A 22,934-nucleotide genomic window follows, 5' to 3' on the forward strand; every position below is an offset into this window, starting at 1 on the left:
CGCGGGCGAGCGCCGCGTTTTGAATGTCTTTCTAATCGCGCAGAACGGACTGGCTTCATGCATTTAAATGCGGCCACCTCCGATCTGTCGCGCTGGTGGCTCAGCAGCAGCCGGAGTTCTTCTCCGGTTGCGACACTTCCTGAACCAACTCTGCGGTTTCCGGGCCGCTAGCCTGCCGCGCCACGTCCGCTTGAGCCACGATCCCACAGCATTTGCCGCTCTCATCTTGAACCACGCTGCGGCGCACCTGCTTTTCTTCCATCTTACTGCAACAGCTTTCCACGTCCTCATCAGGTGAGACTGTTAGTACATCGGCGGACATAACGTCAGAAACGGGCGTGTCGGTAGGCTTGCCCTGCGCAACGGCACCACAACAAATGTCGCGGTCCGTGACCATGCCGACCGGCTCACCGACGTCATTTACCACCGGAAGGGAGCCGACCGACTTTTCATCCATCAGTTTCGCAGCGTCCTGGATCGAAGTCTCGGGACCGCAACAAGTTGGATTGCTGGACATGATCTCGTGAACTTGCATGATTTTACTCCTTGCTTTGGTGATAGTACCTAAACCGGAAAACTGGTGTCCGAGTTCCTAGTATCGCGCTTGCCGGCAAGTTTTCGCACGCGGTTTGCAGCTGCCCGTTTTCAATCGGTCAGGGATCTGTCGACGGCGGCCATCAGATATCTCCTCGAATCGTTCACGAGAATATGTAGTTGCTACAGTCACTGTAGCTTCAAGCCCCGATTTCAGGCAATGTCCTCACTTGCCTGATTGTCATCGTGCACCGCCTTGTGGTGTTCACCATGCGCGTCTTTCAGGATTCCGACGCCACCCCAGGCCGCGATGCCGGCGACAATCACGCCCACGACTAGGTCCGGCCAGTTCGTACCGAGCCAGGCCACGAGCCCGCCTGCGACGACGATTCCGAGATTGGCCGCGAAGTCGTTCCAGCTGAAGGTATTCGCCGCTCGGATGTTCACGTCTGGATCGCGAAGCCTTGCCAGCAGCCAGACGCAAAGTGCGTTGATGGCCGCCGCTACCAGCGCCATGACAATCATGATGGTGCCAAGAGGATCCGATCCGCCGACGTAGCGGCGCCAGGCGTCATAAAGGATGCCAAGGGCGAAGAGGATCAGCAGGCCGCCCGAAACGTTTGCGGCTCCGCGCTTCCACTTGGCGGAGCGGGACAGTGCGAAGAGGCTGATCGCGTAGACGAAACTGTCCGACAGATTGTCGAGGCCATTGGCGATAAGCGCGCTTGAATCGCCGAATGCGCCCGAGGCGAAGAAAGCGATTGCCAGCCCGATGTTGAGACCCAGCACGATCCAGAGTGTGCGTCTTTCCGTTGCGTTTCTCTGCTCCGCCATGCCGGGTATCCAAATTAGTGAATTGCCAATGAGTAACTAACACCGGGCTTTTTGCGTTCCGATCAAAGGTCGTCGAAATTGCTCAGGCGCCGATCTCTTCATGGTCGGTCAGGCATTCGGAATGGTCGCGCAGTACCTCGAGCACACGGCAATCAGAAGTCTGTCCGCCGCTGCACTCATGCACCATCCGCTTCAATTCCGTCCGCAGCGCCTCGAGCCGCGCCAATCGTCGCTCGACCTGTTTGAGTTGCCGACGGGCGATTGCATCCGCCTCTGCACAGGACTTTCCCGGATGATCGCTGAGATCGAGGAGCTCACGGATCGCGTCCAACGAGAAGCCCAGTTGCCGAGCGTGCCGGACGAATGACAAGCGGTCGAGTTCGGCGTCGCCATAGCGTCGTTGGCCCCCCTCGGTCCTGCCGGGCTCAGGCATAAGTCCGATCTGCTCGTAATACCGGATGGTCTGCACTTTTGTTCCGGTCTTCTTCGCCAGAGTCCCAATCGTCAGCATTTCCGCTCCCCACATTACCTACAGTGGGTGTAGCTTTATGCGGTGCGCATCACAAGCTTCACCTGAGTTTCACAGATAGGTGATTGTTGGCCGATCGGTGACAATCACGCTTGAACCTACAGTAGCTAGAGGATGTAGACGCACACAAAATATAGAATCAGGTTCGGGCGGAGCGGCGTGAGGCTTTCAGGTCTTCAGAAGGTATTGTGGGTGTTGGCGGGCGCGGCGGCGTTCGTTTTCATCTGGCTGTTGCTATGGTCCGACTACCGTGCCGACCTTGCCCGAGCCGAGAATGAACCACCGTTTCTTGCTGATTTCGAACTGACCGATCATCGGGGCATGATCCAAACGGACGAAGATTTCAAAGGTCGCTGGATGCTGGTCTTCTTCGGCTTCACCAATTGCCCTGACGTCTGTCCGACTACGCTGTCCGAAGTCGCGGCCGTGATGGAGGGCTTGGGCGATGAGGCGGCAAAGGTCCAGCCGATTTTCATAACGATCGATCCGGAGCGGGATACGCCGACTACACTTGCCGAGTATGTGCCCCTGTTCGACGCAGGGATCATCGGGCTGACCGGTACACCGGAGCAGATCGCCGCGACATCCGAAACCTTTCCGATATTCTTTGAGCGGATCGAGCAGGCGACTGCGCCGGGCGGATACACGATGGGTCACACGTCGCATCTTTTCCTTTTCGACACGCAAGCAGGCTTCGCGGACTCCTGGCCCTACGGCACGCCCGCCGAAGAGATCCTCGCCGATCTGAGACAGAGGATCTGATCGTCATGACCCGACTTTCCGGAGAGACGGCCCTTGGCCTGGCCTGGATCATCGCGCTCACCGCGTCGCTTGCAGTGCTTTTCATCGGCGAGGTTCTGGGGCAGACACCTTGCGTGCTTTGCTGGTTTCAGCGTGCCTTCATGTTTCCCTTGGCCATCATCCTCGGGCTCGGGCTCTGGTGGCAGGACCGGCGTGTGGGTCGCTACGGGATCGCGCTGGCCTTGGGCGGTGCCGCCGTCGCGCTTTGGCATATGGGCCTCTATGTCGGGCTGATCCCCGAACGCATCCAGCCCTGCACGGCCACCGGCCCATCCTGTACCGACGACAATCAACTGGTCTTCGGCATTCCGATTCCTTTGATGGCGCTCGTCGCCTTCGTGGTGATCGGGCTGCTGTCGGCCGTCTCACTGAAGGAAACACAAGAATGAAACGACGCGGCCTCATCCTGTCCGTTCTCGCGCTCGGTGTCGCCGGTTTCGGCGGTGCCGCCTGGTATTCCAGCCGCCCCGACCCGATTGCCGCGGCCGATCCCATCGACCCTGAATTGGCCGACGCGCTGATCCGACCCTATTCCCCGATCCTTGGACCTACGGATGCGCCCGTAACCATCGTTGAATTCTTCGACCCAGCCTGCGAGGCATGCCGCGCTTTCTATCCGGTCGTCGAGGATATCATGGCGGAGCACGGAGACGCGGTGCGCGTTGTAATTCGCTACACGTCTTTTCACGGCGAGGCGTCAGTAGAAGCGATCCGTGTGCTCGAGGCGGCGCGCATGCAGGACGTGTTTGAACCCGTGCTTGAGGCAGTCCTGCGCGAGCAGCCGAGGTGGGCCTCGCACGGGGCGCCGGAGCCGGGTTTGATTTTACAGATAGCTTCGACCGCAGGGCTCGATACGGATGCCGCCCGGACACAGATGCTGGCCCCCGGTGTTGTGGCGGTGCTCAACCAGGACCGAGCTGATCTCGAAACCGTAGGCGTGCGACAAACGCCCACGTTCTTCGTGAACGGCAAGCCTCTCGATCCGTTCGGTGAGGCCGAATTGCGGAGGCTGGTGGCAGTGGAAGTTGCGGCAAGCCAAAGCTGATTCGCGGAAGCAGGAGAAACGAGTGGTGAAGAAGCTGAGATATACCAATGCATTGGCCGTGCTTCTGATGGTTGCAGGGCTGTCGGCCCCCGCACTGGCCGGTTCGGAGGATGTCGTGGTCGAGAACGCGTGGTCCCGCGCCTCGATCGGCGTCAACAGGCCGGGTGCCGCCTATATGACCGTGCGCAACACGGGTGAAGACGCCGTTACGCTGACCGGACTTGCGACACCGCTGGCCATGATGCCCGAGATCCATGAGTCGAAAACCAACTCCGATGGCGTCAGTTCCATGGTGCCTGCAGGCGAGATCACGATTGAGCCCGGCCAAAGCGTGGCATTGGAGCCGGGAGGGTTGCACGCCATGCTCATGAAGCTGCAAGAGCCGATGACCGAAGGCGAGACTTTCCCGCTGACACTGACCTTTTCGAATGGCGGCGAGGTAACGGTCGAGGTCCCAATCCTCGGAATCGCCGCGCGTGGACCGGAGGGCTGATGCAACGTCGGCAGCTCGTTCTATACGGCGCAGCCGGTGCCGGCTTTCTTGGCCTGACGCTCTTCGTGGGCTGGTGGCGGGTGGACGGGCCCGGTGCGCCTGAACCAAAAGGACAGCGGCCCCTGCCCCTGTCGGCGATGGAGTTCCGGCTGACCGACCACGAGGAAAATGAGGTAGGGCCTGGCAACCTGATCGGTCGTCCGACAATGGTGTTTTTCGGGTTCACCTACTGCCCGGACGTCTGCCCGACGACCCTATCGGATATTTCCGGCTGGCTTGAGGAACTGGGCGACGAAGCATCAGAGATGAACGTGGTCTTCATCACGGTCGACCCGGAGCGGGACACGGTCGAGGCCATGGCCGAATATGTCGGCTATTTTCATCCGGTCATTCGTGGCTGGACGGGGCCGGAAGACCAGATTGCCCGCGCTGCAGAAGGGTTTCGTGCCTCATTTGAGCGCGTCCCGACCGAGGGCGGCGGCTATACGATGAACCATACGGCAAGCGTATTCCTGTTCGATGCCGAGGGTGAGCTCGTCACCATGATCGACTATCACGAGCCAAGAGAATTCGCGGTGCCGAAGATCCGGCGCGCACTGACAGAAGACGTAGAGGGGGCAACATGAAGATAAGAACTGTCTTGGCGGTCGTTGCGGTCGCAGGCGCGTTTTCGGTGACCGCCATCGCCATCTCTGGCGTTCTGTCCAAAGAACCGGTGCCCCCTGCGATTGCTGAAGCGACCCTCTGGACTCCCGATCCGCTTGCGCCGCCTCGGATTACCGAAACCAATTCGGTCCGCCCTACACTCGCCCAGGCAGATATCGCATTCGAGTTCAGACCCCGGCCCCTCCTGACCGTTTCCCCCGCTGATACCTCCTTGCCATCTATCGAGCCCCCGCTGGTCACCTGGTCGCGCGAGATTGCGTCGGGCGAGACGCTTGATGCGGTCCTTTCCGATGCGGGGCTGGATGCTTCGGATCGCGCCGAAATCGCCTTGGCGATTGGCACGGAATACGATCTGCGCCGTCTGCGTCCGGGTCACGTCATTACCGTGGTTTCCACGATGGATGGCAATCCGCGTCGTTTAGAACTCGCCGTCGAAGACGGTGTCCGGATAGAGGCGGTCTTCGGCGAACAGCTTGCCGCTCGCGTGTTGGAGCCGGACCCGGAATTGGTGACTTTCGCCGGCGAGGCGGTGATCGAGAGCTCGATTTTCGCTGCCCTGGACACGGCAGACATCCCCGCCCGTTTTGCGGTGGACCTGGCGCAGATGCTGGGCGGCACCGTGGATTTCCGTCGTGATCTTGCGGGTGGCGAGACGATGCGCCTCCTTTGGCGCGAGGCCCGAGACGGGAACAAGAGGATTGGTCAGCCCGTGCTTGCCTTTGCCGCACTGGATATCGATGGCTCGGTCTATGAAATCGTCTGGCCGAACGACGGCAGCGGCCAAGCGACGATCTATGTCGACGGAGAAGTCCTGCGCGTGTTCGCGCAACCGGTCGAAGGTGCACGGCTGAGTTCAGTCTTCGGCCGTCGCACCCATCCGGTCTACGGCAACGTACGGATGCACACAGGGGTCGACTTCGCGGCGGCGCGCGGCACGCCGGTACAGGCGACGGCACCTGGCCGCGTTAGCTTCATCGGCCGCCGCGGTGGGTATGGCCGGGTGGTTGAAATCGCGCATGGCTCCGACACCCTGACGCGCTACGCCCATCTCAGCGCCGTACCGGACGGGCTCACACAAGGGCAACGCGTGATCGCCGGAGATTTGATTGGCCGCGTCGGTGCGACGGGTACCGCGACAGGCCCCAACCTACATTACGAAGTGCTGGTGGACGGTCGCCCAACCGACCCTCTCTCTGACGACCGATTGGCAGGGGCGGCCGAGCGTGAAGCGGACGACACGGCCGCGCTTGAGCGACTGCGTGAGGCGCGTTCACTTCTTGCTGAGAGGCTCGCCAGCGAATTTGCACAGACGACAACCGAAAGGCTTTGATCCATGAAACGATTTACTCCCGCCCTTGCCATCGCATTTGCCTTGCTTCCCGCGGCGCAGGCCGTCGCAGAGGCGATTCAGATCGACGTCCGGAAGACAAACGGCTGCGGCTGTTGCCTGTCCTGGATGAAGCACCTCGAGGAGAATGGCTTCGCGCCGATGGGCGAGGACATGTTCGGAGGATCTCTTGTGCGCTTCAAACTCGACAATGGCGTGCCGCAGCGCATGGTGTCCTGCCATACTGCTCTGGTCGACGGCTATGTGATCGAGGGCCACGTGCCGGCGGCTGACATCCAACGCCTGCTGGAGGACCGGCCAGACGCGGTAGGCCTGGCGGTGCCGGGAATGCCCTACGGGTCGCCCGGCATGGGACCGGAGGACGACCGGGAGGCTTACGATGTCTTCCTGATCCACGAAGACGGATCGACCGAGGTCTACACCAGCTACTCGGCTCCTGACTGAACTCGCGGCAGAACCTTAACAATTGGAACCCCTCTCCCCCATAGCGCTTGGCTTTCTTGGAAGCCTGGCCGCCGGATCGCTGACCGCGGTCGGGGCGGTCCCCGTTCTTTTTGGGCGCATCCCGTCCCGGGCCACGCGCGATCTGCTGCTTGGCTTCGCGGCGGGTGTCATGCTCGCGGCTTCGTTCTTCTCGCTGATTATCCCGGCTCTCGACGCTGCTGAAGGACAGTTCGACAACGGTGCTCTCCCGGCGGCCATCGTATGTGTTGCGATCCTGCTTGGCATGGGCGCGGTCGCTCTGATGAACGAACGGCTGCCGCATGAACATTTCAAGACGGGGCGGGAAGGTCCCGACGCCGCATCGCTGCGGCGCGTCTGGCTTTTCATCATCGCGATCACGATCCACAATTTTCCCGAAGGGCTTGCCGTCGGCGTCGGGTTCGGGGCTGACGGTTTGTCGGGCGGGTTGCCACTTGCGATCGGTATTGGATTACAGAATGCCCCCGAAGGTCTGGCGGTGGCGGTTTCGTTGCTCGGCGAGGGCTATTCCAGGTTTCGCGCCTGGAGCATCGCCGCCCTGACCGGTCTGGTGGAGCCCGTCGGCGGGCTCATCGGCGCGGGTATCATCGGCATCTCGCAACCGCTGCTGCCTTGGGGTCTCGCCTTCGCAGCAGGTGCGATGCTCTATGTCATCAGCCACGAGATCATTCCGGAAACCCACCGATCCGGCCATCAGAACAGGGCGACGCTCGGCCTCGCCGTTGGTCTTGTGATCATGTTGTTCCTCGACGTCTGGCTGGGATAAGCTGATGAGAACTTGCCTCTTCGTCGGTCTGCTTGCTGCGCTGATCGCCTTTCTTGTCGATCAGGCAACGAAGGCAATCGTTGTGTCCAATGCGACTGTTCTTAGTTCCGGCGTATCGGTCTTTCCCGGCTTCAATCTCATCTACCTGCGCAATGACGGAGTGACCTTCGGGCTTCTCGGCGGCGCGCCGTGGTGGAGCCTTGTCTTACTGGCGCTTGGCATCTGCGTCTGGCTGGCGTTCATGCTGGTCCGTACCAGCAGCCGGGTCGAGGCCATTGCCTATGGTGCGATCATCGGCGGTGCACTCGGCAATATTCTGGACCGCCTGCGCTATCGTGCGGTGACGGATTTCCTCGATTTCTACATCGGGACGGCGCACTGGCCTGCCTTCAACATGGCCGATGTTTTTGTGGTTGGCGGCGTGATGCTGCTGCTCATTGCGCCGTGGGTTGGCGCTCGACTTCAGACCGATTCATGAAGCCGGGATTGCCGCAGTTCGTTAGTGAGGACCTGAACCTGTTCCAGCGCATGGGTCTTGCCCTTGCTGCCGGCGGATTGACGGTTTTGACTCTTCCGCCGTTTTCTTGGCTCATCGCGGTCCCTGTCGCCTTCTCCGTGCTCTTTATCGTTCTCCGGAACATCTCAACCTCGCGCGCTTTCCTTGTCGGTTGGGCTTTCGGACTGGGCCAATTCGGGATTGGAATTTCCTGGATCGCCGAGAGCTTTTACGTCGATGCCGAACGTTTCGGCGCACTGGCGATTCCGGCGGTCGCGGGTCTGTCCGCCGGACTTGCCATCTTCCCGGGCATGGCGGCGATGCTTTTTGCCGCCATCATGCAGCGCCGAGCTGTCGGCGGCATTGCGGCGGGCCTGCTGTTTGCAACCTGCTGGGTGGCCACGGAATGGCTGCGGGGTCATGTCCTGACAGGGTTTCCCTGGAACCTTGCCGCTTATGCCCTTGTCGACTATGCCGCCCTGCGCCAACCCGCCGCCTGGGTCGGAAGCTACGGTTTGGGCTTTCTCACGGTCTTCATCGGCATATTGCCAGGTGTGTTGACTGTGGCGGCGCCAAAGAGACGCGCGCCTGTTCTCGTGCTCTTCGCCGTTGCTGTGGCGGGTTTCTGGGTTGGCGGTGCGCTTCGGTCAGGGCAGGACGTGCCGCCGACAGACGTTGCTTTGCGCATCGTCCAAGGCAATGTGCCACAAGTCGAGAAGTGGGTACCGGGCAGCCGCCAGCGAACCTTGGAAAAATACCTGGGCTTGTCCGCGCAACCCGGACGTTTCGATTTGCTGCTTTGGCCGGAAACGGCCTTCCCCGGCTTTCTGGACGAAGATGCTGCGGCACGCGCGCGGATATCTGCAGCTTTGCCAGACGGCAGGATCCTACTGACAGGTGCGCCTGACCGAGTGGAGGGCGATGGGGGAACCAGATATTTCAACACGGTTCAGGCATACGATGGCACCAGTGAGATTCTGACGGGATATGCAAAACATCATCTTGTTCCGTTTGGCGAATATGTGCCGCTGAGAGGCTGGCTACCCATCGAACGACTGACGGAAGGGTTGGGCGATTTCACGCCGGGACCAGGGCCGCGCACGCTGGCGATCCCTGGCGCGCCTCTGGTCGCGGTGGCGATCTGTTACGAGATCATCTTTCCGGGCCACGTGGTCGATGACCTTTTCCGCCCCGACTGGATATTCAACGCCACAAATGATGCCTGGTTCGGAACCAGCATCGGACCCGAGCAGCACCTCGCCTCCGCGCGGATGCGCGCGGTCGAGGAGGGGCTTCCCGTGGTCCGGGCGGCCAACACTGGGATATCCGCGATCATCGACGCCAATGGAAATGTCGTCGCGCGTCTTGATACCGGGGAAACAGGCACCATTGATGCCGGCCTGCCGGGCGCGCGTACTCCAACGCCCTATGCGCGGTTCGGCGACTGGACCTTGTTGGTTCTTGTTTTTGGGTGCTGGGTCTTCGGCTGGCTGGCCAGTTTGCTCGGACGAGATCCCGATGCGCGGCATTTTGGAACGGAGGTATCCTGATGCTTGTGATCGTGAGCGCTATCGGAGGCGCGATCTGGGGTGGCTATCTGGCACGACGGAGGAGGGGGAATCATCTGGATATCCTCCAATATGCGGTAGCGTCTGCGATCGCCTTCGGACTTGTCGCCCTGTTTGCAACCATCGTGCTGTCGCGGGTTCTCAGCTAGCGAGCTTCGAAATTGCGCAAACGTGTCAGCGGCTTGAAGACCCGATAGCTCGAGGTCCCGATAGAGAATCGCGCGAATGTGCATCTAGGCGAGCTCATTTCTGATTGAGCCGTCGCTCGAACGCCTCCAATGTCGTCCCGCTGACGTGATGCTCGATCCCTTCCGCATCGCGTTCCGCGGTCTCTTCGTCGATTCCCAGGCTCAGAAGAAAGGCGACGACGACCCTGTGGCGGCGTCGACAGATCTCCGCGAGGTCCTGCCCGGCATCGGTGAGGAATATCGCGCGGTATGGCTCCCGCCGGACCAGACCAGCAGCCTTGAGCCGCGAGATGTTCTTGGTCACGGTCGGCGGCTTCACGCCAAGCCGCTCGGCGATCTCGACCGGTCTGGCCTCCCCGCGCGTCTCGATCAGTTCCGCGATCAGTTCGACGTAATCCTCCGCCATCTCGCTTTCATGTGCCTGACGCACGGTCGCAAAGCCATCGGCCTGCGCCTCGGGAGCCCGGTCGACCGCTTCGAATGGCTCACGCCCTTGTGATTGTAGCTTTGTCATACTCGGGACTTTGCAGCGAAACAGCGGGATTGACAACTTGTTTGCTTCGGGTAGATAAGTTAGCCATGTCTAACTTTGTACTTTGGAGGCCGTGGTGATGCGAAATATTATGAGAGTGCTGCTCGCCACACTCGCAAGTGCGCTCCTCCTGTTTGGACCTGTCGCCGCGACGCCGGCCAAGGAGGCGCCTTGGCTTCCCGAGGCAGCGGCCTACCGTCTGACGCTCTTTCTTGGAAATCTCGAGCCTCTGCCCTGGGACGACATCGAGACCGCCTGGACGGAACCCTACCGGGGTTCGGAATTCTCTGTCGGGGTGCTGGCGTGGCTGGACCGCAAAAGCGATATCGAGCCCGACGGTCTCCTGGACGCTATAATGCGCGAAGACCTGCAGGCGGTCTTCGCCGAGGCGACGCGGCTTGTAGCGCTCAGGATTGAGGAGAATTTGGACCGTGCTCTCGCGGCCGAAGAATCGGCGACAGCACAGCTGGCGGTGCAGACGGCACGCGAACTCTACCGTGCGTTTGAGGATGGTATCGCGGCGGCCGATCCCGAAGCTGCAAGACGCATCGGCCTCGCCTGGCTGGAGCTCAACAGCAGCACAGGTTCCGCTGGTGTTCTCGGCGCTGGCGCCACATCTGCGGATCGCGACACGATGGAAGCCGCCCGTGCAGTCATCTCCGGCTATCTTGCGGAGAACTACCTCCTGGACAGTTTCGCTCCGCGCCGGACGCTGAGCGCCCTGCCGGAAACAGCTGTGCTCAGCGGAAAGGCCATCGAGGTACCGCCAAGCCTGCCGCCTGGGTCCGACATCTTCGATCAGGACCCGCTGCCGCTGCTCGTGCTCAACTTCGAGGAACAGGGCATCGACGAGACCGATCTGCCGCTTGTTGCCTACGGCGACATGCTGTTCGACAGCGCGCAACTCTTTGGAAGCCCGGCGCAGGATCTCGGGATCGCCTGCTCGACCTGTCACAACCGCTCGGACGTCAACCAGCGGCTCTTCATCCCCGGCGCCAGCCACCAACCGGGCGCGATCGACGTGGACGGCGCCTTTTTCAACCCGATCTTCAATGACAGGCGCGACGACCCGCTCGACATTCCCAGCCTGCGCGGCTTGCGTTTTACCGGTCCCTACGGCCGCGATGGCCGCTTCGCCTCCTTGCGCGATTTCACCCGCAACGTGGTCGTCAACGAGTTCGGCGGGAAGGAACCGACGCCCTTCATGCTGGACGCTCTCGTCGCCTACATGCTCGAGTTCGACTTCCTGCCGAATTCCATGCTGACGACTGATGGCCGTCTGACCGACACGACCCAAGAGGCCGCCCGGCGCGGCGAGGAGATCTTCAATACGCCCTTCGTCGGGCTCGGCGATCGGTCCTGCGCCAGTTGCCACGTGCCAGACGCGAACTTCCTCGACCGGCAGGCCCACGACATCGGCTCAGTCGCGCCGGGCTACGAGGGGGCCCGCGCCGGTGCGCTGGACACGCCCACGCTGCTCGGCACGGCCTATACCGCCCCCTATTTCCACGACGGGTCATTGCCGACGCTGGCCGCCGTCGTGGACTGGTTCGACGAGACGAAATCGCTTGGGCTTACCGAGGAAGACCGCGCCGACCTAACCGCCTATCTCGAGACCGTTGGCGCGGCAGACGAGCCCTATGAAGCCTTCGACACCGAGAACACCGCTTTCCGGCTGGCATTCGCCGAACTGACGACCTTCGCCTCGACAATCGATACGCTACTGCCGCGGCGGGACGCGGAGCATATCCTGCTGCTGACCGACACCGTGGCCGCGGACCTCTCGGCGGACGCCAGTACCATGTCGAACCTCCCCGCCCGGCCCGAGGTCTATGCGCTGGCCGAACGTCTGGCCGCGGTCGGCGCCGCCGTCCGTGCCGATGACTGGAAGGCCGCCGAAGCAAGCTGGACCGCGTTCAAGTCCGAAGCCGATGCAATCGAAGAGAGGGCATTCTGATGCCGGTCCATCTGACCCGTAGAACGATACTGACCTTGGTCGGCGCGGGCGCGGTGTCGCTGGCGACACCTCTCGCCGCGCAAGACGTAACCCTGCGGCTTGCCTTCATCCCGCAAGAGAACCCCGACAAGCTTCTGGGGGACATCGAGGCCATCACCGGATGGCTGGCAGAGGAGATCGGCGTCCCCGTCGAGGGGTTCGTCACCATCGACCATGCAGCGGCGGTCGAGGCGCTGCGCAACGGCGACGCGGATATCTCCTTCATGGGCGCCCTGCCCTTCGTTCTGGCCGAGGCCGAGATCGGTGCCGTGCCGCTCCTGTCCGAGGTCTACCGCGACGCGCCGAGTTATACGGGCCGCATCTTCGTGCGGCGCGACAGCGGCATCGGCGCGCTCGCAGACCTGCGCGGGCGCGACATCGCTTTTGCCGATCCGATTTCGGAATCGGGCTATCTCTACCCGCTCGCCGAATTCGTCGAGGCCGGGCTGGTTGAAGGTCCCGGCGCAGCGGAGGAATTTTTCGGCCGCGTCTTTTTCGCGGGGGGCTACCAACAAGCCATGCAGGCAATGGCCGAAGGCCTGGTCGATGCCGCGGGCGCCAGCCAGTATGCCGACCTGCTTCTGACACCGCAGCAACAGGCGGAGGTAACCTGGATCGCGGAAAGCGCGCCGATCCCGAGCCATTTGGTGATCGCTCGCCCGGGGCTCGACACCGACCTGCAGGCCCGGTTTGTCGACGCGATGCTGCGGCTCAATGCGCCGGAAAACCGCGAAAAGCTGCGCTATCTCTACGGTCCGGACGGCTATGTCAGGGCCGACTCCGCCGCCTATGACGGCGTACGCGATATGGCACGGCAATACGGGCTGTTGCGATGAGCACAGCTATCGAAATAGACGACCTGAGTTTTGCCCATACGGGCGCGGACCTTCCGGCGCTGGAGCGGGTCTCGTTTCGGATTTCGGCGGGCGAGAGCGTCGCTTTGCTCGGCCCGTCCGGGGCGGGCAAGACGACCCTGCTGGCACTGCTCGACGGCAGGCTCCAAGGCTGGAGCGGGCGGGTATCCGTTCTGGGTGCGCCGCTCGATCCCGACCGCCCGCCGCCGAGCGCGCGCCGTCCGGATACCGGTTTCGTGTTTCAGGAGTTTGCATTGGTCGAACGCTCCACGGTTCTGCGTAACGTCCTGAATGGCCGCCTGGGGCGCATGTCGCCGCTGCGGGCCCTGATGGGATCGCCGACCAAGCATGATCTGGAGATTGCGCGCACGGCACTTGCCGATTGCGGCATTTCCGATCTTGCCGAACGCAGGGTCGACAGCCTCAGCGGCGGGCAGCGGCAGCGTGTGGCCATCGCGCGGTGTCTGGCGCAGGAACCGCGCCTAATCCTCGCCGACGAACCGGTGAGCAACCTCGACCCCGCGCGTGCATGTGAGATCCTGGCGCTGCTGACCGGGGCGGCGCGAGCGCGCGGCGCGACGGCGCTGTTTTCGTCGCACCAGCCCGACCTGGCGCGGCGTTTCGCGCAGCGCATCATCGGCATGCGGGATGGGCGGATCGTGTTCGATGTACCGACCTCCGAGTTGAACGATAATGCGACGGCGGAGCTCTATCGGGAGGTAGAGCCAAGCCCCGGTATCGGCCTCAGGGCGGTGTCCTGATGGCGTTCCGCGGGTTTGGCGGCTTTGCGACGAGCGGTCTGATCGCAACCGCGATCCTGTGGTCCTTCGCCACGACCGATGTCGAGTTCTCGCGACTTCTGTCGGCCGGCCCGCGGATCGCCGATTTCCTCGGCCGGATGTTTCCGCCTGACCCGACGGTGATGGCCGAGATCAAGAAGGGCAGCGCGGAAACGCTGAGGATCGCGATCCTCGGCACCCTCGGTGCTGTGATCCTGTCCGTTCCCCTCGGCATTCTCGCGTCTGAGACGATGGTATCGCCTGCGGTGTTCCGGCCGATCCGAACGCTGCTTGCTTTCATCCGGGCGATTCCGCTGATCCTCGTGGCCATGCTCATGGTGGGCGCTGTCGGGCTCGGGCCGCTGCCCGGCATCATCGCGGTCGCCTTTCATGCAACGGGGATGCTCGCCAAGTTCTATGCCGAGGCGATCGACGGCGTGTCCCGCGCGCCGATCGCAGCACTTGAAAGCGCGGGCGCCGGGCCGCTCGTGCGGCTCAGATACGCGATCTGGCCGCAGATGGCGCCGGTCGTCGCCCGCGACACGATTTTCCGGTTCGAGTTGAACCTGCGCGAGTCGCTGATCCTCGGCATTGTCGGCGCGGGCGGGATCGGCTTTTACATCCAGACCTACGTGCGCTCTTTCCAGTATGACAAGGCGGCCAGCGTCACGATTGCCGTCGTCGTCATGGTCATCGCCATCGAAGCCATCAACGTTGCGCTGCGCCGTCGTTTTGCCTGACTATCAGGCATAGATGTCGATGGGGGTTCCGTCCCTGACCATGGCGTAGATATCCTCGATTTGCCGGTCCGTGACGGAGATGCAGCCCGCGGTCCAGTCGCGTTTGTTCATCGGGTCGATCCCCTTGCGCGGCCCCCCGTGGATGAAGATGTCGCCGCCCGGCGATTTTCCTTGCGCCTCCGCATACGCGATGTCGGCCTCATTGGGATATGAAATGCCGATGGAGAGGTGGAAGAGGCTGTCCGGGTTGCGCCGGTCAATCAGATAGGAGCCCTCCGGCGTGCGGCCGTCTCCTTCGAACTGCTTGTGGCCTTCGGGCGCGAAGCCCAATCCGATGGGATAGGTCCGCAAGACATCATCCGTTCCGTCAAGAACCAGCAGCCGCTGCGCCTTGTACATACGCAGCCGGGTCACTTCGGGTCCGTTGTAGGACCGGAACTTGCTGGCACAGCCAGACAGGAAGGTGGCCAATCCGCCCAACAGCAAGACCCGCCGTGGAATTCTGGTATTCATCACTGCTCGACGCCCCTTTTGCGAGGTCTGGTTGATGTCAGACGTTACTCTACCGAAACCGCCGGATCAATGACCGTGCGCCAGTGCTCCCTTCGCCATCTGCTCGCCCACCGGTTCTCCGCCTGAAGGCCCGGCCTCAACCTGATGGCCGTTCAGGAGCCGAAGTGCGTTGGCGACCACCAGCAGAGACACGCCTACATCCGCAGCAATGGCGCCCCACATTGAGGCCATACCGAACGCGGTCAGCCCGACGAACAGCGCCTTGGTCGCCAGCGATATGCCGATATTCTGGTGGATGATCGTCATGGCACGGCGCGAATGGCCGATAAGCCAGGGTACCTTGCCGATGTCGTCGGTCATCAGCGCGATGTCGGCCGTCTCGATCGCGGCATCCGATCCGACAGCGCCCATGGCGATGGCATAATGCGCCCGCGCCATGGCCGGTGCGTCATTCACACCGTCGCCGATCATCGCCACCATGTCGTGGCTTTCGACGAGTTCCTCAATGGCCGTCACCTTGTCTTCTGGCAAAAGTTCGGCGCGCACCTCGTCGATGCCGACTTCGGCTGCCACCGCGCGCGCGGTGCGTTCGTTGTCGCCCGTCAACATCACGATGGTCTTCACTCCCTGCGTGTGCAGCCGCGCAACGATCCCTTTGGCATCGGGGCGGATGCGGTCGCGAAGCTCCAGAACGCCGGTCACGCCGGTCTCGTCACCCACGGCAACAAGGGTGCTCCCTGCCCCTTCGATCCGGTCCCGCAGATCCGACGGAATGGCATTGCCGAAACCTTTCTCCTCGGCGAACCGATCCGAACCGAGCCAGATCGCGCGCCCGTCGGCGCGTCCTTCCAGCCCGCGCCCGGGCACGGTGCGGGTGTCCTCTGCGGCAGACACCGAAACACCATCGGTTTCGGCACGCGCTAGGATGGCACGTGCCAGCGGGTGCGAGGATCGCGCCTCCAGACTTGCCGCCAGCGTCATGAGATCGCGCGCGGAGGCTTCGCCCAGCGGATGGACTGCCGCCAACTCGGGCTCGCCCATGGTGATCGTCCCGGTCTTGTCCATCGCCAGTGCCGTGGTCCGCCCCGGTGCTTCGACATAGGCGCCGCCCTTTATGAGCACCCCAGCCCGTGCCGACGCGGTCAGCGCTGCGACAATGGAAACTGGCGTAGAAATGACAAGGGCACAGGGGCAGGCGATGACCAGCAGAACCAGCGCATTGTAGAACCAGTAATCCCAGGCACCGCCCGTCACCAGTGGCGGCACCAGCGCGATGGCGATCGCCAGAGCCATCACGATGGGTGTGTAGATGCGCGCGAACTTGGCCACCCACTGTTCGACCGGCGCGCGGCGGGCATGGGCATCGCCCACCATGCGAATGATTTTCGCGAGCACCGTGTCCGAGGCGGCCTTCGTCGCCCGCACCGTCAGTGTGCCCTCGCCGTTGATCGTGCCGGCATAGACCTCGTCGCCGGGTTCCTTGGGCACTAGCGCGCTTTCCCCAGTAATTGGGGCCTGATCGACGGCCCCTGCCCCGTCCACGACCTCACCGTCGAGGGGGATCCGGTCGCCGCCGCGCACGATAAACCTTGCATTGACTGCCACGGCCGCGGCCGGAACGTCGGATTCAGATCCGTCGTCGTAAAGAACCCGCGCCGTTGGCGGCGCCAGATCGAGGAGCGCGGAAACCGCATTACGCGCCCGCCCCACGCTCCAGCTCTCAAGATAGAGAGAGAGCGAGAAGAAGAAGGCGACCGTCGCAGCCTCAAAAAACTCGCCGAGGCCGATGGCGCCCGCGACGGCCACCACCATGAGCAGGTTCATGTCGGGGCTAAGCCTCCGCGCCGAAGACCAGGCCTTGGGCGCGACAAGCCAGACGCCAAAAAGAATCGCGACGGCGAAGATCCCTGCTTCCGCCATAGGCATAGGCACCTCGCCATGGCCGGCAAAGAGCCCGAGCGCGCCGCCCAAGTTGGTCTCGACAATGTGAAAAAGGAATCCCGCCGCCCAGAAGCCGCCGCTCAACGAGGTAAAGCGCTTCTGACGTGCCAGATGCGCCGCCTGGTCCTCTGCTGCGTTGTCGGCATCCCACGGTTTCGCACTCATGCCCGTGCTCGCGACCACCTGAGTGACTTCGTTGTCCGAGATCTTCTCGGCGCTATCGAGGATGGTCATTCGCCCGTTGATCACGTCGAATGCCAGGTGTTCGGTTCCGCCCACTTTCGGCCCGACAACCCGGTTCAGGATCGCCACCTCTTCGGCGCAATCCAGGCCGGAGACCTGAAAGCTCCTTCCGCCGGACGGCGCTGGCGCCGTGGACGCGACGTCCTTGCTGGCGTCGCAACAGGATTTGCCTCTTGGGTCAGAATGCTCTTGATCACCCGGATGGCCGTGATCGTTGCGGTTGCCGTCGGAAGACATGGATTGACCTCAGGATTCATTGATTCCACATTGACATAGCCCCTACAGTAACTAGAGCTTCAAGGGCAAAAAAGTGGATATTCGTCCAGCAAGAAAGGCGCCCTGCGGAGGCTTGAAGCTAGCCGCCCCCTTGAAACGACGCGGTTGGAGCAACGCTTGCCGGTACGAAGCGATCAGAATGAGTGAGGTAGACATGCAGAAACGAAACGCGCCGATTATCGCAGCGACATTGGTGCTTGCTGGCTGCGCGGTGCCAACGCTGGACGACGGCGGCGCTCGCAACGAAGTGGGAAGTGTTCCCGAGGCCGTCATTGCCCTTGCTGCGCCTGGTCAGGATCTCACCACGGCGCGGCTTCGTCCCGAGGATGGCTGTTATTGGTATGAACACAGCGGTCCGGTGGAAAACACCTTGGTTCCGCTACGCTCGGCAGGTGGCAACCCCATCTGCACTTCGCGCCAGTCCTGATCAGCCCATAGATGCGTCAAGCCCACACGTAACACATGATGCGCCAGTCAACTTCTCGGGGTGACGCTGTCTTCCGCCGAGTACAGGAATGCCGTCGAGCCAATCTCGACGTTGGGATAGAGATCATTGATGTGTGCCATGACCATTCGGACGCAGCCGGAACTCGCACGGCCGCCAATGCTTCTTGGATACGGTGTCCCGTGAATCCTTAGATAGGTGTCTCGGTCGCCGACGAAGAGATAGAGGGCTCGCGATCCGAGCGCGTTTTCAGGTCCGGGTTCCATACCGTCAGCGATATCGGCGTAGAGCTCTGGGTCGCGGTCGATCATGTTTTGTGTCGGCTGCCAATGCGGCCACCTGACCTTGCGCTTGATCGTATAGGTGCCCGGTTCGTAAAGTCTGCCGCGCGCGATCGCCACGCCATAGCGCATCGCCGTGCCGCCTTCTTCGATGTGGTAGAGATAGCGCGCAACAGCATCGACATGGATATCACCGGGTACAAGTCCGTCCTTCGCGAGGACCCGCTGTGGCAGGAAGCGAGGGTGAAGGCCCCAAGGGTTGGACGTGGCCGGGTCGTAGCCGGGAGGTGTAACCTGTGCGTCCCAAGCTGCCTTCTGCGCATCGGTAGGCCACGTGTCTGCAAGGAGCGGGCTGGATATCGATGCCGAAAACAGCGCGGTGGTCGTCTGGATGAAATGTCGTCTTGTCAGCATATAGATTGCTCCGTTCACGCATTGGACGGCAAACCGAACCTTACCCCGAACGCAGTGTTGTTCGCCCGGGAAAGAGTGAGGCGTTATTGGCAACTTGCTCCATGGTGCCGTTCTATGTCGGTGGCTTAACTCCTAAAGCTACTAGAGGTTCAAGAGAAATTTTGATGCCAGACGATCTCGGTAATACTTCGGGCCCGTTCGTTTCTTTATCAGTCTAAGCGCTGTCACGATCTGTGGGGTGAAACCAGGCTACTGCCACGATGCCGGGCCTCGTCTTGATCTTCGCTTCAATTGTGATCCTTAACTCGCTATGCCGAGCAGTTAAATTGAGCGCTTTCAATAATGGGTCTTTTCAACACGTTTGGCAGCAAGCCCCATATAAAATTTTGCCTCACGCGGAAGTGGTCGTGATGACGTGCATTGGGATATTATCGTTCACGCTTCGCGATAATTGTCACAAGCCCCAACACCTTCTGCGACCACATCAAGCAGGGCGTCTGCATCATTTAAAAGAGCTGCTATGCGCGGACTGCTGATCCGGTAGCGAATGAAGCGCCCATCGCGGTCGCTGGCGACAAGTCCGCAATCCAGAAGGCATCGCAAATGATTTGACACGTTGGGCTGCGATAGCCCTGTGCGTTTGACGATCTCGTGAACAACCAACGGTCCTTCACACAGCACGCCCAGTATCGCCAGTCGGCTCGGGTCGGCAAGACCGCGAAAGAGCTTTGCCCTACGCTCGATGCCAGCGGCCGCAGCATTGCGGTCGGCGAAGACTTGCATCATATCACTCCTTGCTGATATGTTTAAACTTGATCCACTTTAGCAGGAGTATTGCACCGATGGCCAACACCGAAAGCTCCGGATCGACAGCAGATACGCCGCCCCTCCGTTACCGGGTTTCCGGAATGGATTGCGCCAAGGATGCCGCTCAGATCGAGCGGGCGGCGCAGTCTGCGGGTGTCGCGCCCGACGCAGTGAAAGTATCAGCGGCGACCCATATCATGACTCTGAATGCCCCTGAAGCGCGCCTGCCGGAGATCGAAAAAGCCGTTGAGACAATGGGATATGGGTTCGACCGCATCGAGAGCGACGAGGACCTTCAGCAAAGTGCGGCCCATCAGGACCCGGGCTACCGCCGCGCGCTCTGGATCGTCGTAATTCTGAATGTCGGTTACGGCGTTCTGGAAATGATTGGCGGGTTCATCGCCGGGTCACAGGCCGTGAAGGCCGACGCGCTGGATTTCATCGGCGATGGCGCGATCACTTTCTTGGGGCTTCTTGCCATCGGATGGAGCCTTCTCTGGCGGGCACGCTCTGCCCTGATCCAGGGCATCTTTCTCGGCCTGCTTGGCCTTGGGGTCTTTAGCACGACCATCATAAGGGCATTCGAGCCGACAACCCCAGACGCCACATTGATGGGGATTCTGGGCCTGATTGCTCTTGTGATAAATGTCATCTCCGTGCTGCCGTTGTTGCGGTACCGCAAGGGCGATGCGAACATGCGCGCTGTCTGGCTTTTCTCGCGTAACGACGCCATCGGCAACGCCGCAGTCGTTATCGCCGCTGGGCTAGTGGTTTGGCTGGGCAGCGCTTGGCCCGATCTTATCGTCGCGTTCGGGATCGCCGGACTGTTCCTGCACTCGTCATGGGCGATCATCCGCGACGCGCGGGCCGATCTGAAGGCGGTGGCATGAACAGCCGCGTTCTCGGTGGGCTTTGCGCCATCGCCGCGTTTGGTGTTGATCAGGGCACCAAGGCTCTTGCCCTGAACTCCCCGGCGCTTGAGAACGGGGTCGAGGTTCTGCCCTTTCTCAACCTCGTGCGGGTTTTGAACGATGGGGTCAGCTTCGGTATGCTCGGCGGGGTCGTACCCTGGTGGGGTCTGGTCGCACTTGCTGCCGTGGTCGTGGCATGGCTGCTGATCTGGCTGTGGAAGGCTCCGGACGGGCTGACAGGTGCGGCGCTCGGTCTGATCATCGGAGGCGCGCTTGGCAATATCCTTGATCGTCTGCGCTATCAGGCCGTCCCTGACTTTCTCGACTTCCATTACGGGTCATACCACTGGCCGTCCTTCAACTTGGCTGACGTGGCGATCTTTTGTGGGGCAGCATTGCTGTTCTGGGACAGCTTTCGCACCTCGAAAGTCAGGCCGGAAAATCGGGAACAAGACAATCGCAAGGGAGATGTCACGGGGGGATAACAGCTAACAGGCAAAGAACTTTGGGAGGGAATTCGGCTTGAGATTTTTGGATTGGATTGACCGTGGCATTCGCGGCATCGGCGTCGTGACTGCGTGGCTGACAGTTGTTTCGATTGCTGCTTATGGCGCGCTTCAGATGCTGGATCGCAAGCTACAACTTGGCGTGTCGAGCTATTTGCCGGACCTGTCCACGTCACTGCTGTTCATCCTAATTTTCTTGACCTTTGGGTATACCTATCTGCGCGACGGTCACGTGCGCGTTGATGTTCTTCGCAGACATTGGTCCGCCCGCCGCATTGCTTGGATCGAACTGATTGGCGGCCTTTTTGTCCTTCTGCCGCTCGCCGCCATCCTGACCTACTACGGATGGGACGGTTTGATGCGCACCACGAAATACGCGGAAACCCAGTTGTGGGCACAACGCATTGCCGGGGTCATCGGCCCCATCCTGCTGGCTCTTGCCGGGATGATCGTAGCCCTTCGCAACATCGCCTTTCTGACAGGGAGACGTGCGCAAGGTGCACCGGAACAAGCAAGCGGCCTGCACAATGGTGAATGAGGTCCTCACGGTTGCCATGCTTGTCGTGATGGCGATTGGGGTTTTCAGTGGCTTACCGGTGGCGCTGGTGCTCGCGGGGACAGGCTTCTTGGGGTTTGTCGCTGCGGTTTGGGTGGGGATCACTGATTTTCAGCATCTGGGGCTGATCTACCTGAGGGCCCGTGGTGTACTGACCAATGAATCAGTCCAATTCACCAGCGTTCCAATGTTGATTTTTCTTGGCCTGATCCTGAATGCCAGCGGGATTGCCGAAACCATGTTTCGCTTGCTGGGGCGTCTTCTGACAGGCGTTCCCGGTCGCTACGCCATTGCGACTTTGCTGATCGGCCTCGTTCTTGCGCCCGCCGCCGGGGTGATCGGTGCTTCCGTCATAACTGTGGCGTTGGTGGCCTATGCCCCGATGATGGCGTCGGGCTACGCACCGCGAACCGCAGGAGGCGCTGTCGCAGTTTCTGGAGCATTGGGTGTCGTGTTCCCGCCAGCCGTGATGCTGTTCTTCATCTCGAACGTGTTCTATCTGCGCATCGGATTGATGTATGTGGCCCTCATCGTACCTGTGCTTCTGATGGTCATGGCCTTCGCGGTCTACTTTGCGGTCACCTTGAGAAAAACGGTCGAAATCCCGCTGGACACACCCAAGACCAATCTTGTGTCAGACCTCTTGTTTGTACTCGCGTCTGTCGCGGTCATCGCATCCATTCCGCTCAGCATCATTCTGGGCTTTGCGCCACTAACAGAGGCGGCTGGAGTAGGGGTTTTTGGCGCGCTATTGGTCGCGCTGGCGCGAAAGCGCTTGTCTTTCTCATCGTTGAACTCTGTCACGGTGCAGACAAGCACGATGACGTCGATGGTCTTCTTCATCGTATTGGGCGCATCGGTATTCTCGCTCAGTTTCCACCTGGTCGGTGGACCGGACGTCATCTTCGAGTGGATATCCGCATTCGATCTCACCCGGTGGGAACTGTTGGCGATCCTCCTTGGCGTGATCATCATACTTGGGTTTGTTTTTGACTGGATCGAGGTGCTGCTGGTCTTTGTACCAGTGTTGATGCCGATCTTTTCGGAACTCGACTTCGCAGATCACGTCGGCTCTGCCTACTTTGCGCAAATCTGGATCGCTGGCCTGATAGCACTGGCCTTGCAGACGTCTTTTCTGACGCCTCCCTTCGGCTATGCCCTATTCTTTGCCAAGATGGCGGCACCTAAGGGTATCAACCTTTCCGATATCTATCGCGGCGCGGTACCGCTTGTCGCCATCGAGATCGTATTGATCGCAGCCCTGATCTCGTTCCCTCAGCTTATCACTTGGTTGCCTGAAATGTCCCTTGGGGATGTGGATGCGCCGCAGCTAATCCAGCGGTGACAGATGTTTTGAGCGCGGATGCAGTGATTTCCTTCGAAGCGGCA

The 22,934-nt window shown here is 61.3% G+C and carries 28 protein-coding genes; 20 read left to right on the forward strand and 8 right to left on the reverse strand.

What is annotated here, in order from left to right; all coding sequences use genetic code 11:
* Positions 1-100: 100 nt before the first annotated feature.
* The 3 genes from BMW90_RS15615 to BMW90_RS15625 all read right to left on the reverse strand — a co-directional run bounded on the left by BMW90_RS15615 (position 101) and on the right by BMW90_RS15625 (position 1,879).
* Positions 101-535: a CBS domain-containing protein gene (locus tag BMW90_RS15615; protein ID WP_048535478.1), complete on the reverse strand. Its 435-nt coding sequence runs from the start codon at positions 533-535 to the stop codon at positions 101-103.
* Between the two features lie 212 nt (positions 536-747).
* Positions 748-1,368, reverse strand: coding sequence for a cation efflux transmembrane domain-containing protein (locus BMW90_RS15620; RefSeq protein WP_074837395.1), 621 nt, complete (start codon positions 1,366-1,368; stop codon positions 748-750).
* A gap of 82 nt (positions 1,369-1,450) precedes the next feature.
* Positions 1,451-1,879, reverse strand: coding sequence for a MerR family transcriptional regulator (locus BMW90_RS15625; RefSeq protein WP_074837396.1), 429 nt, complete (start codon positions 1,877-1,879; stop codon positions 1,451-1,453).
* A gap of 213 nt (positions 1,880-2,092) precedes the next feature.
* On the opposite strand from BMW90_RS15625, the gene BMW90_RS15630 reads away from it, so the two are divergent.
* The 11 genes from BMW90_RS15630 (at position 2,093) to BMW90_RS26395 (ending at position 9,712) form a co-directional block, all read left to right on the forward strand.
* Positions 2,093-2,659 (forward strand): SCO family protein, encoded by a 567-nt coding sequence (locus BMW90_RS15630; RefSeq protein ID WP_074837436.1) that lies wholly within the window; start codon positions 2,093-2,095, stop codon positions 2,657-2,659.
* A 5-nt stretch (positions 2,660-2,664) separates the two neighbouring features.
* Positions 2,665-3,087 (forward strand): disulfide bond formation protein B, encoded by a 423-nt coding sequence (locus BMW90_RS15635; RefSeq protein ID WP_074837397.1) that lies wholly within the window; start codon positions 2,665-2,667, stop codon positions 3,085-3,087.
* A complete protein-coding gene (locus tag BMW90_RS15640; protein ID WP_048535485.1) occupies positions 3,084-3,743 on the forward strand; it encodes a DsbA family protein in 660 nt (219 codons plus the stop codon). The genes BMW90_RS15635 and BMW90_RS15640 overlap by 4 nt, the downstream gene beginning before the upstream one ends.
* 67 nt (positions 3,744-3,810) lie before the next feature.
* Positions 3,811-4,236: a copper chaperone PCu(A)C gene (locus tag BMW90_RS15645; protein WP_407657394.1), complete on the forward strand. Its 426-nt coding sequence runs from the start codon at positions 3,811-3,813 to the stop codon at positions 4,234-4,236.
* Positions 4,236-4,862: an SCO family protein gene (locus BMW90_RS15650; RefSeq protein ID WP_048535486.1), complete on the forward strand. Its 627-nt coding sequence runs from the start codon at positions 4,236-4,238 to the stop codon at positions 4,860-4,862. Before BMW90_RS15645 ends, BMW90_RS15650 begins: the two co-directional genes overlap by 1 nt.
* On the forward strand, positions 4,859-6,232 hold the full coding sequence (locus BMW90_RS15655; RefSeq protein ID WP_074837398.1) for a M23 family metallopeptidase: 1,374 nt from the start codon (positions 4,859-4,861) through the stop codon (positions 6,230-6,232). Before BMW90_RS15650 ends, BMW90_RS15655 begins: the two co-directional genes overlap by 4 nt.
* A 3-nt stretch (positions 6,233-6,235) precedes the next feature.
* Entirely contained in the window at positions 6,236-6,694 is a 459-nt protein-coding gene (locus BMW90_RS15660) for a DUF411 domain-containing protein (protein WP_007803465.1), read from the forward strand.
* Positions 6,695-6,716: 22 nt separating this feature from the next.
* Positions 6,717-7,499, forward strand: a complete 783-nt coding sequence (locus BMW90_RS15665) for a ZIP family metal transporter (protein ID WP_074837399.1) — start codon at positions 6,717-6,719, stop codon at positions 7,497-7,499.
* 4 nt (positions 7,500-7,503) lie between these two features.
* A complete protein-coding gene (gene lspA / locus BMW90_RS15670; RefSeq protein ID WP_007803461.1) occupies positions 7,504-7,977 on the forward strand; it encodes a signal peptidase II in 474 nt (157 codons plus the stop codon).
* Positions 7,974-9,545 (forward strand): apolipoprotein N-acyltransferase, encoded by a 1,572-nt coding sequence (lnt, locus tag BMW90_RS15675; protein WP_074837400.1) that lies wholly within the window; start codon positions 7,974-7,976, stop codon positions 9,543-9,545. The genes lspA (BMW90_RS15670) and lnt overlap by 4 nt, the downstream gene beginning before the upstream one ends.
* Positions 9,545-9,712 (forward strand): hypothetical protein, encoded by a 168-nt coding sequence (locus tag BMW90_RS26395; protein ID WP_139211405.1) that lies wholly within the window; start codon positions 9,545-9,547, stop codon positions 9,710-9,712. Before lnt ends, BMW90_RS26395 begins: the two co-directional genes overlap by 1 nt.
* A 94-nt stretch (positions 9,713-9,806) precedes the next feature.
* Here the strand turns inward: BMW90_RS26395 and mntR are convergent, their stop codons facing one another.
* Positions 9,807-10,265, reverse strand: coding sequence for a manganese-binding transcriptional regulator MntR (gene mntR, locus BMW90_RS15680; protein WP_008327326.1), 459 nt, complete (start codon positions 10,263-10,265; stop codon positions 9,807-9,809).
* 109 nt (positions 10,266-10,374) lie between these two features.
* Between mntR and BMW90_RS15685 the strand changes: the two genes are divergently transcribed.
* From BMW90_RS15685 to phnE, 4 genes are read left to right on the forward strand one after another with little or no spacing between them, the layout of a single operon-like run.
* The gene (locus BMW90_RS15685; protein WP_074837401.1) at positions 10,375-12,240 is read left to right on the forward strand and encodes a cytochrome c peroxidase; all 1,866 of its coding nucleotides are present in this window, start codon (positions 10,375-10,377) and stop codon (positions 12,238-12,240) included.
* A complete protein-coding gene (locus tag BMW90_RS15690; RefSeq protein WP_048535502.1) occupies positions 12,240-13,115 on the forward strand; it encodes a phosphate/phosphite/phosphonate ABC transporter substrate-binding protein in 876 nt (291 codons plus the stop codon). Before BMW90_RS15685 ends, BMW90_RS15690 begins: the two co-directional genes overlap by 1 nt.
* Positions 13,112-13,894: a phosphonate ABC transporter ATP-binding protein gene (locus tag BMW90_RS15695; protein ID WP_074837402.1), complete on the forward strand. Its 783-nt coding sequence runs from the start codon at positions 13,112-13,114 to the stop codon at positions 13,892-13,894. The genes BMW90_RS15690 and BMW90_RS15695 overlap by 4 nt, the downstream gene beginning before the upstream one ends.
* Positions 13,894-14,652 (forward strand): phosphonate ABC transporter, permease protein PhnE, encoded by a 759-nt coding sequence (gene phnE / locus BMW90_RS15700; RefSeq protein WP_074837403.1) that lies wholly within the window; start codon positions 13,894-13,896, stop codon positions 14,650-14,652. Before BMW90_RS15695 ends, phnE begins: the two co-directional genes overlap by 1 nt.
* 3 nt (positions 14,653-14,655) lie before the next feature.
* Here phnE and BMW90_RS15705 read toward each other — a convergent pair whose 3' ends face one another.
* Positions 14,656-15,165: a L,D-transpeptidase family protein gene (locus tag BMW90_RS15705; RefSeq protein ID WP_074837404.1), complete on the reverse strand. Its 510-nt coding sequence runs from the start codon at positions 15,163-15,165 to the stop codon at positions 14,656-14,658.
* Positions 15,166-15,231: 66 nt separating this feature from the next.
* A complete protein-coding gene (locus BMW90_RS15710) occupies positions 15,232-17,586 on the reverse strand; it encodes a heavy metal translocating P-type ATPase (protein ID WP_244526530.1) in 2,355 nt (784 codons plus the stop codon).
* 178 nt (positions 17,587-17,764) lie between these two features.
* On the opposite strand from BMW90_RS15710, the gene BMW90_RS15715 reads away from it, so the two are divergent.
* Entirely contained in the window at positions 17,765-18,052 is a 288-nt protein-coding gene (locus BMW90_RS15715) for a hypothetical protein (protein ID WP_369817429.1), read from the forward strand.
* A 47-nt stretch (positions 18,053-18,099) separates the two neighbouring features.
* Here BMW90_RS15715 and BMW90_RS15720 read toward each other — a convergent pair whose 3' ends face one another.
* Entirely contained in the window at positions 18,100-18,765 is a 666-nt protein-coding gene (locus BMW90_RS15720) for a L,D-transpeptidase (RefSeq protein WP_074837405.1), read from the reverse strand.
* 435 nt (positions 18,766-19,200) lie between these two features.
* The gene (locus BMW90_RS15725; RefSeq protein ID WP_244526531.1) at positions 19,201-19,548 is read right to left on the reverse strand and encodes an ArsR/SmtB family transcription factor; all 348 of its coding nucleotides are present in this window, start codon (positions 19,546-19,548) and stop codon (positions 19,201-19,203) included.
* A gap of 59 nt (positions 19,549-19,607) precedes the next feature.
* Between BMW90_RS15725 and BMW90_RS15730 the strand changes: the two genes are divergently transcribed.
* The 4 genes from BMW90_RS15730 to BMW90_RS15745 are packed head-to-tail and all read left to right on the forward strand — an operon-like array spanning position 19,608 to position 22,890.
* The gene (locus BMW90_RS15730) at positions 19,608-20,462 is read left to right on the forward strand and encodes a cation efflux transmembrane domain-containing protein (RefSeq protein ID WP_074837407.1); all 855 of its coding nucleotides are present in this window, start codon (positions 19,608-19,610) and stop codon (positions 20,460-20,462) included.
* On the forward strand, positions 20,459-20,968 hold the full coding sequence (gene lspA, locus BMW90_RS15735; protein WP_009824417.1) for a signal peptidase II: 510 nt from the start codon (positions 20,459-20,461) through the stop codon (positions 20,966-20,968). Before BMW90_RS15730 ends, lspA (BMW90_RS15735) begins: the two co-directional genes overlap by 4 nt.
* Positions 20,969-21,005: 37 nt before the next feature.
* Entirely contained in the window at positions 21,006-21,527 is a 522-nt protein-coding gene (locus BMW90_RS15740) for a TRAP transporter small permease subunit (protein WP_232279250.1), read from the forward strand.
* A complete protein-coding gene (locus BMW90_RS15745) occupies positions 21,517-22,890 on the forward strand; it encodes a TRAP transporter large permease (protein WP_074837408.1) in 1,374 nt (457 codons plus the stop codon). Before BMW90_RS15740 ends, BMW90_RS15745 begins: the two co-directional genes overlap by 11 nt.
* Positions 22,891-22,934 lie beyond the last annotated feature (44 nt).

It is taken from the genome of Marinovum algicola (assembly GCF_900109145.1).
Taxonomy (GTDB): domain Bacteria; phylum Pseudomonadota; class Alphaproteobacteria; order Rhodobacterales; family Rhodobacteraceae; genus Marinovum; species Marinovum algicola.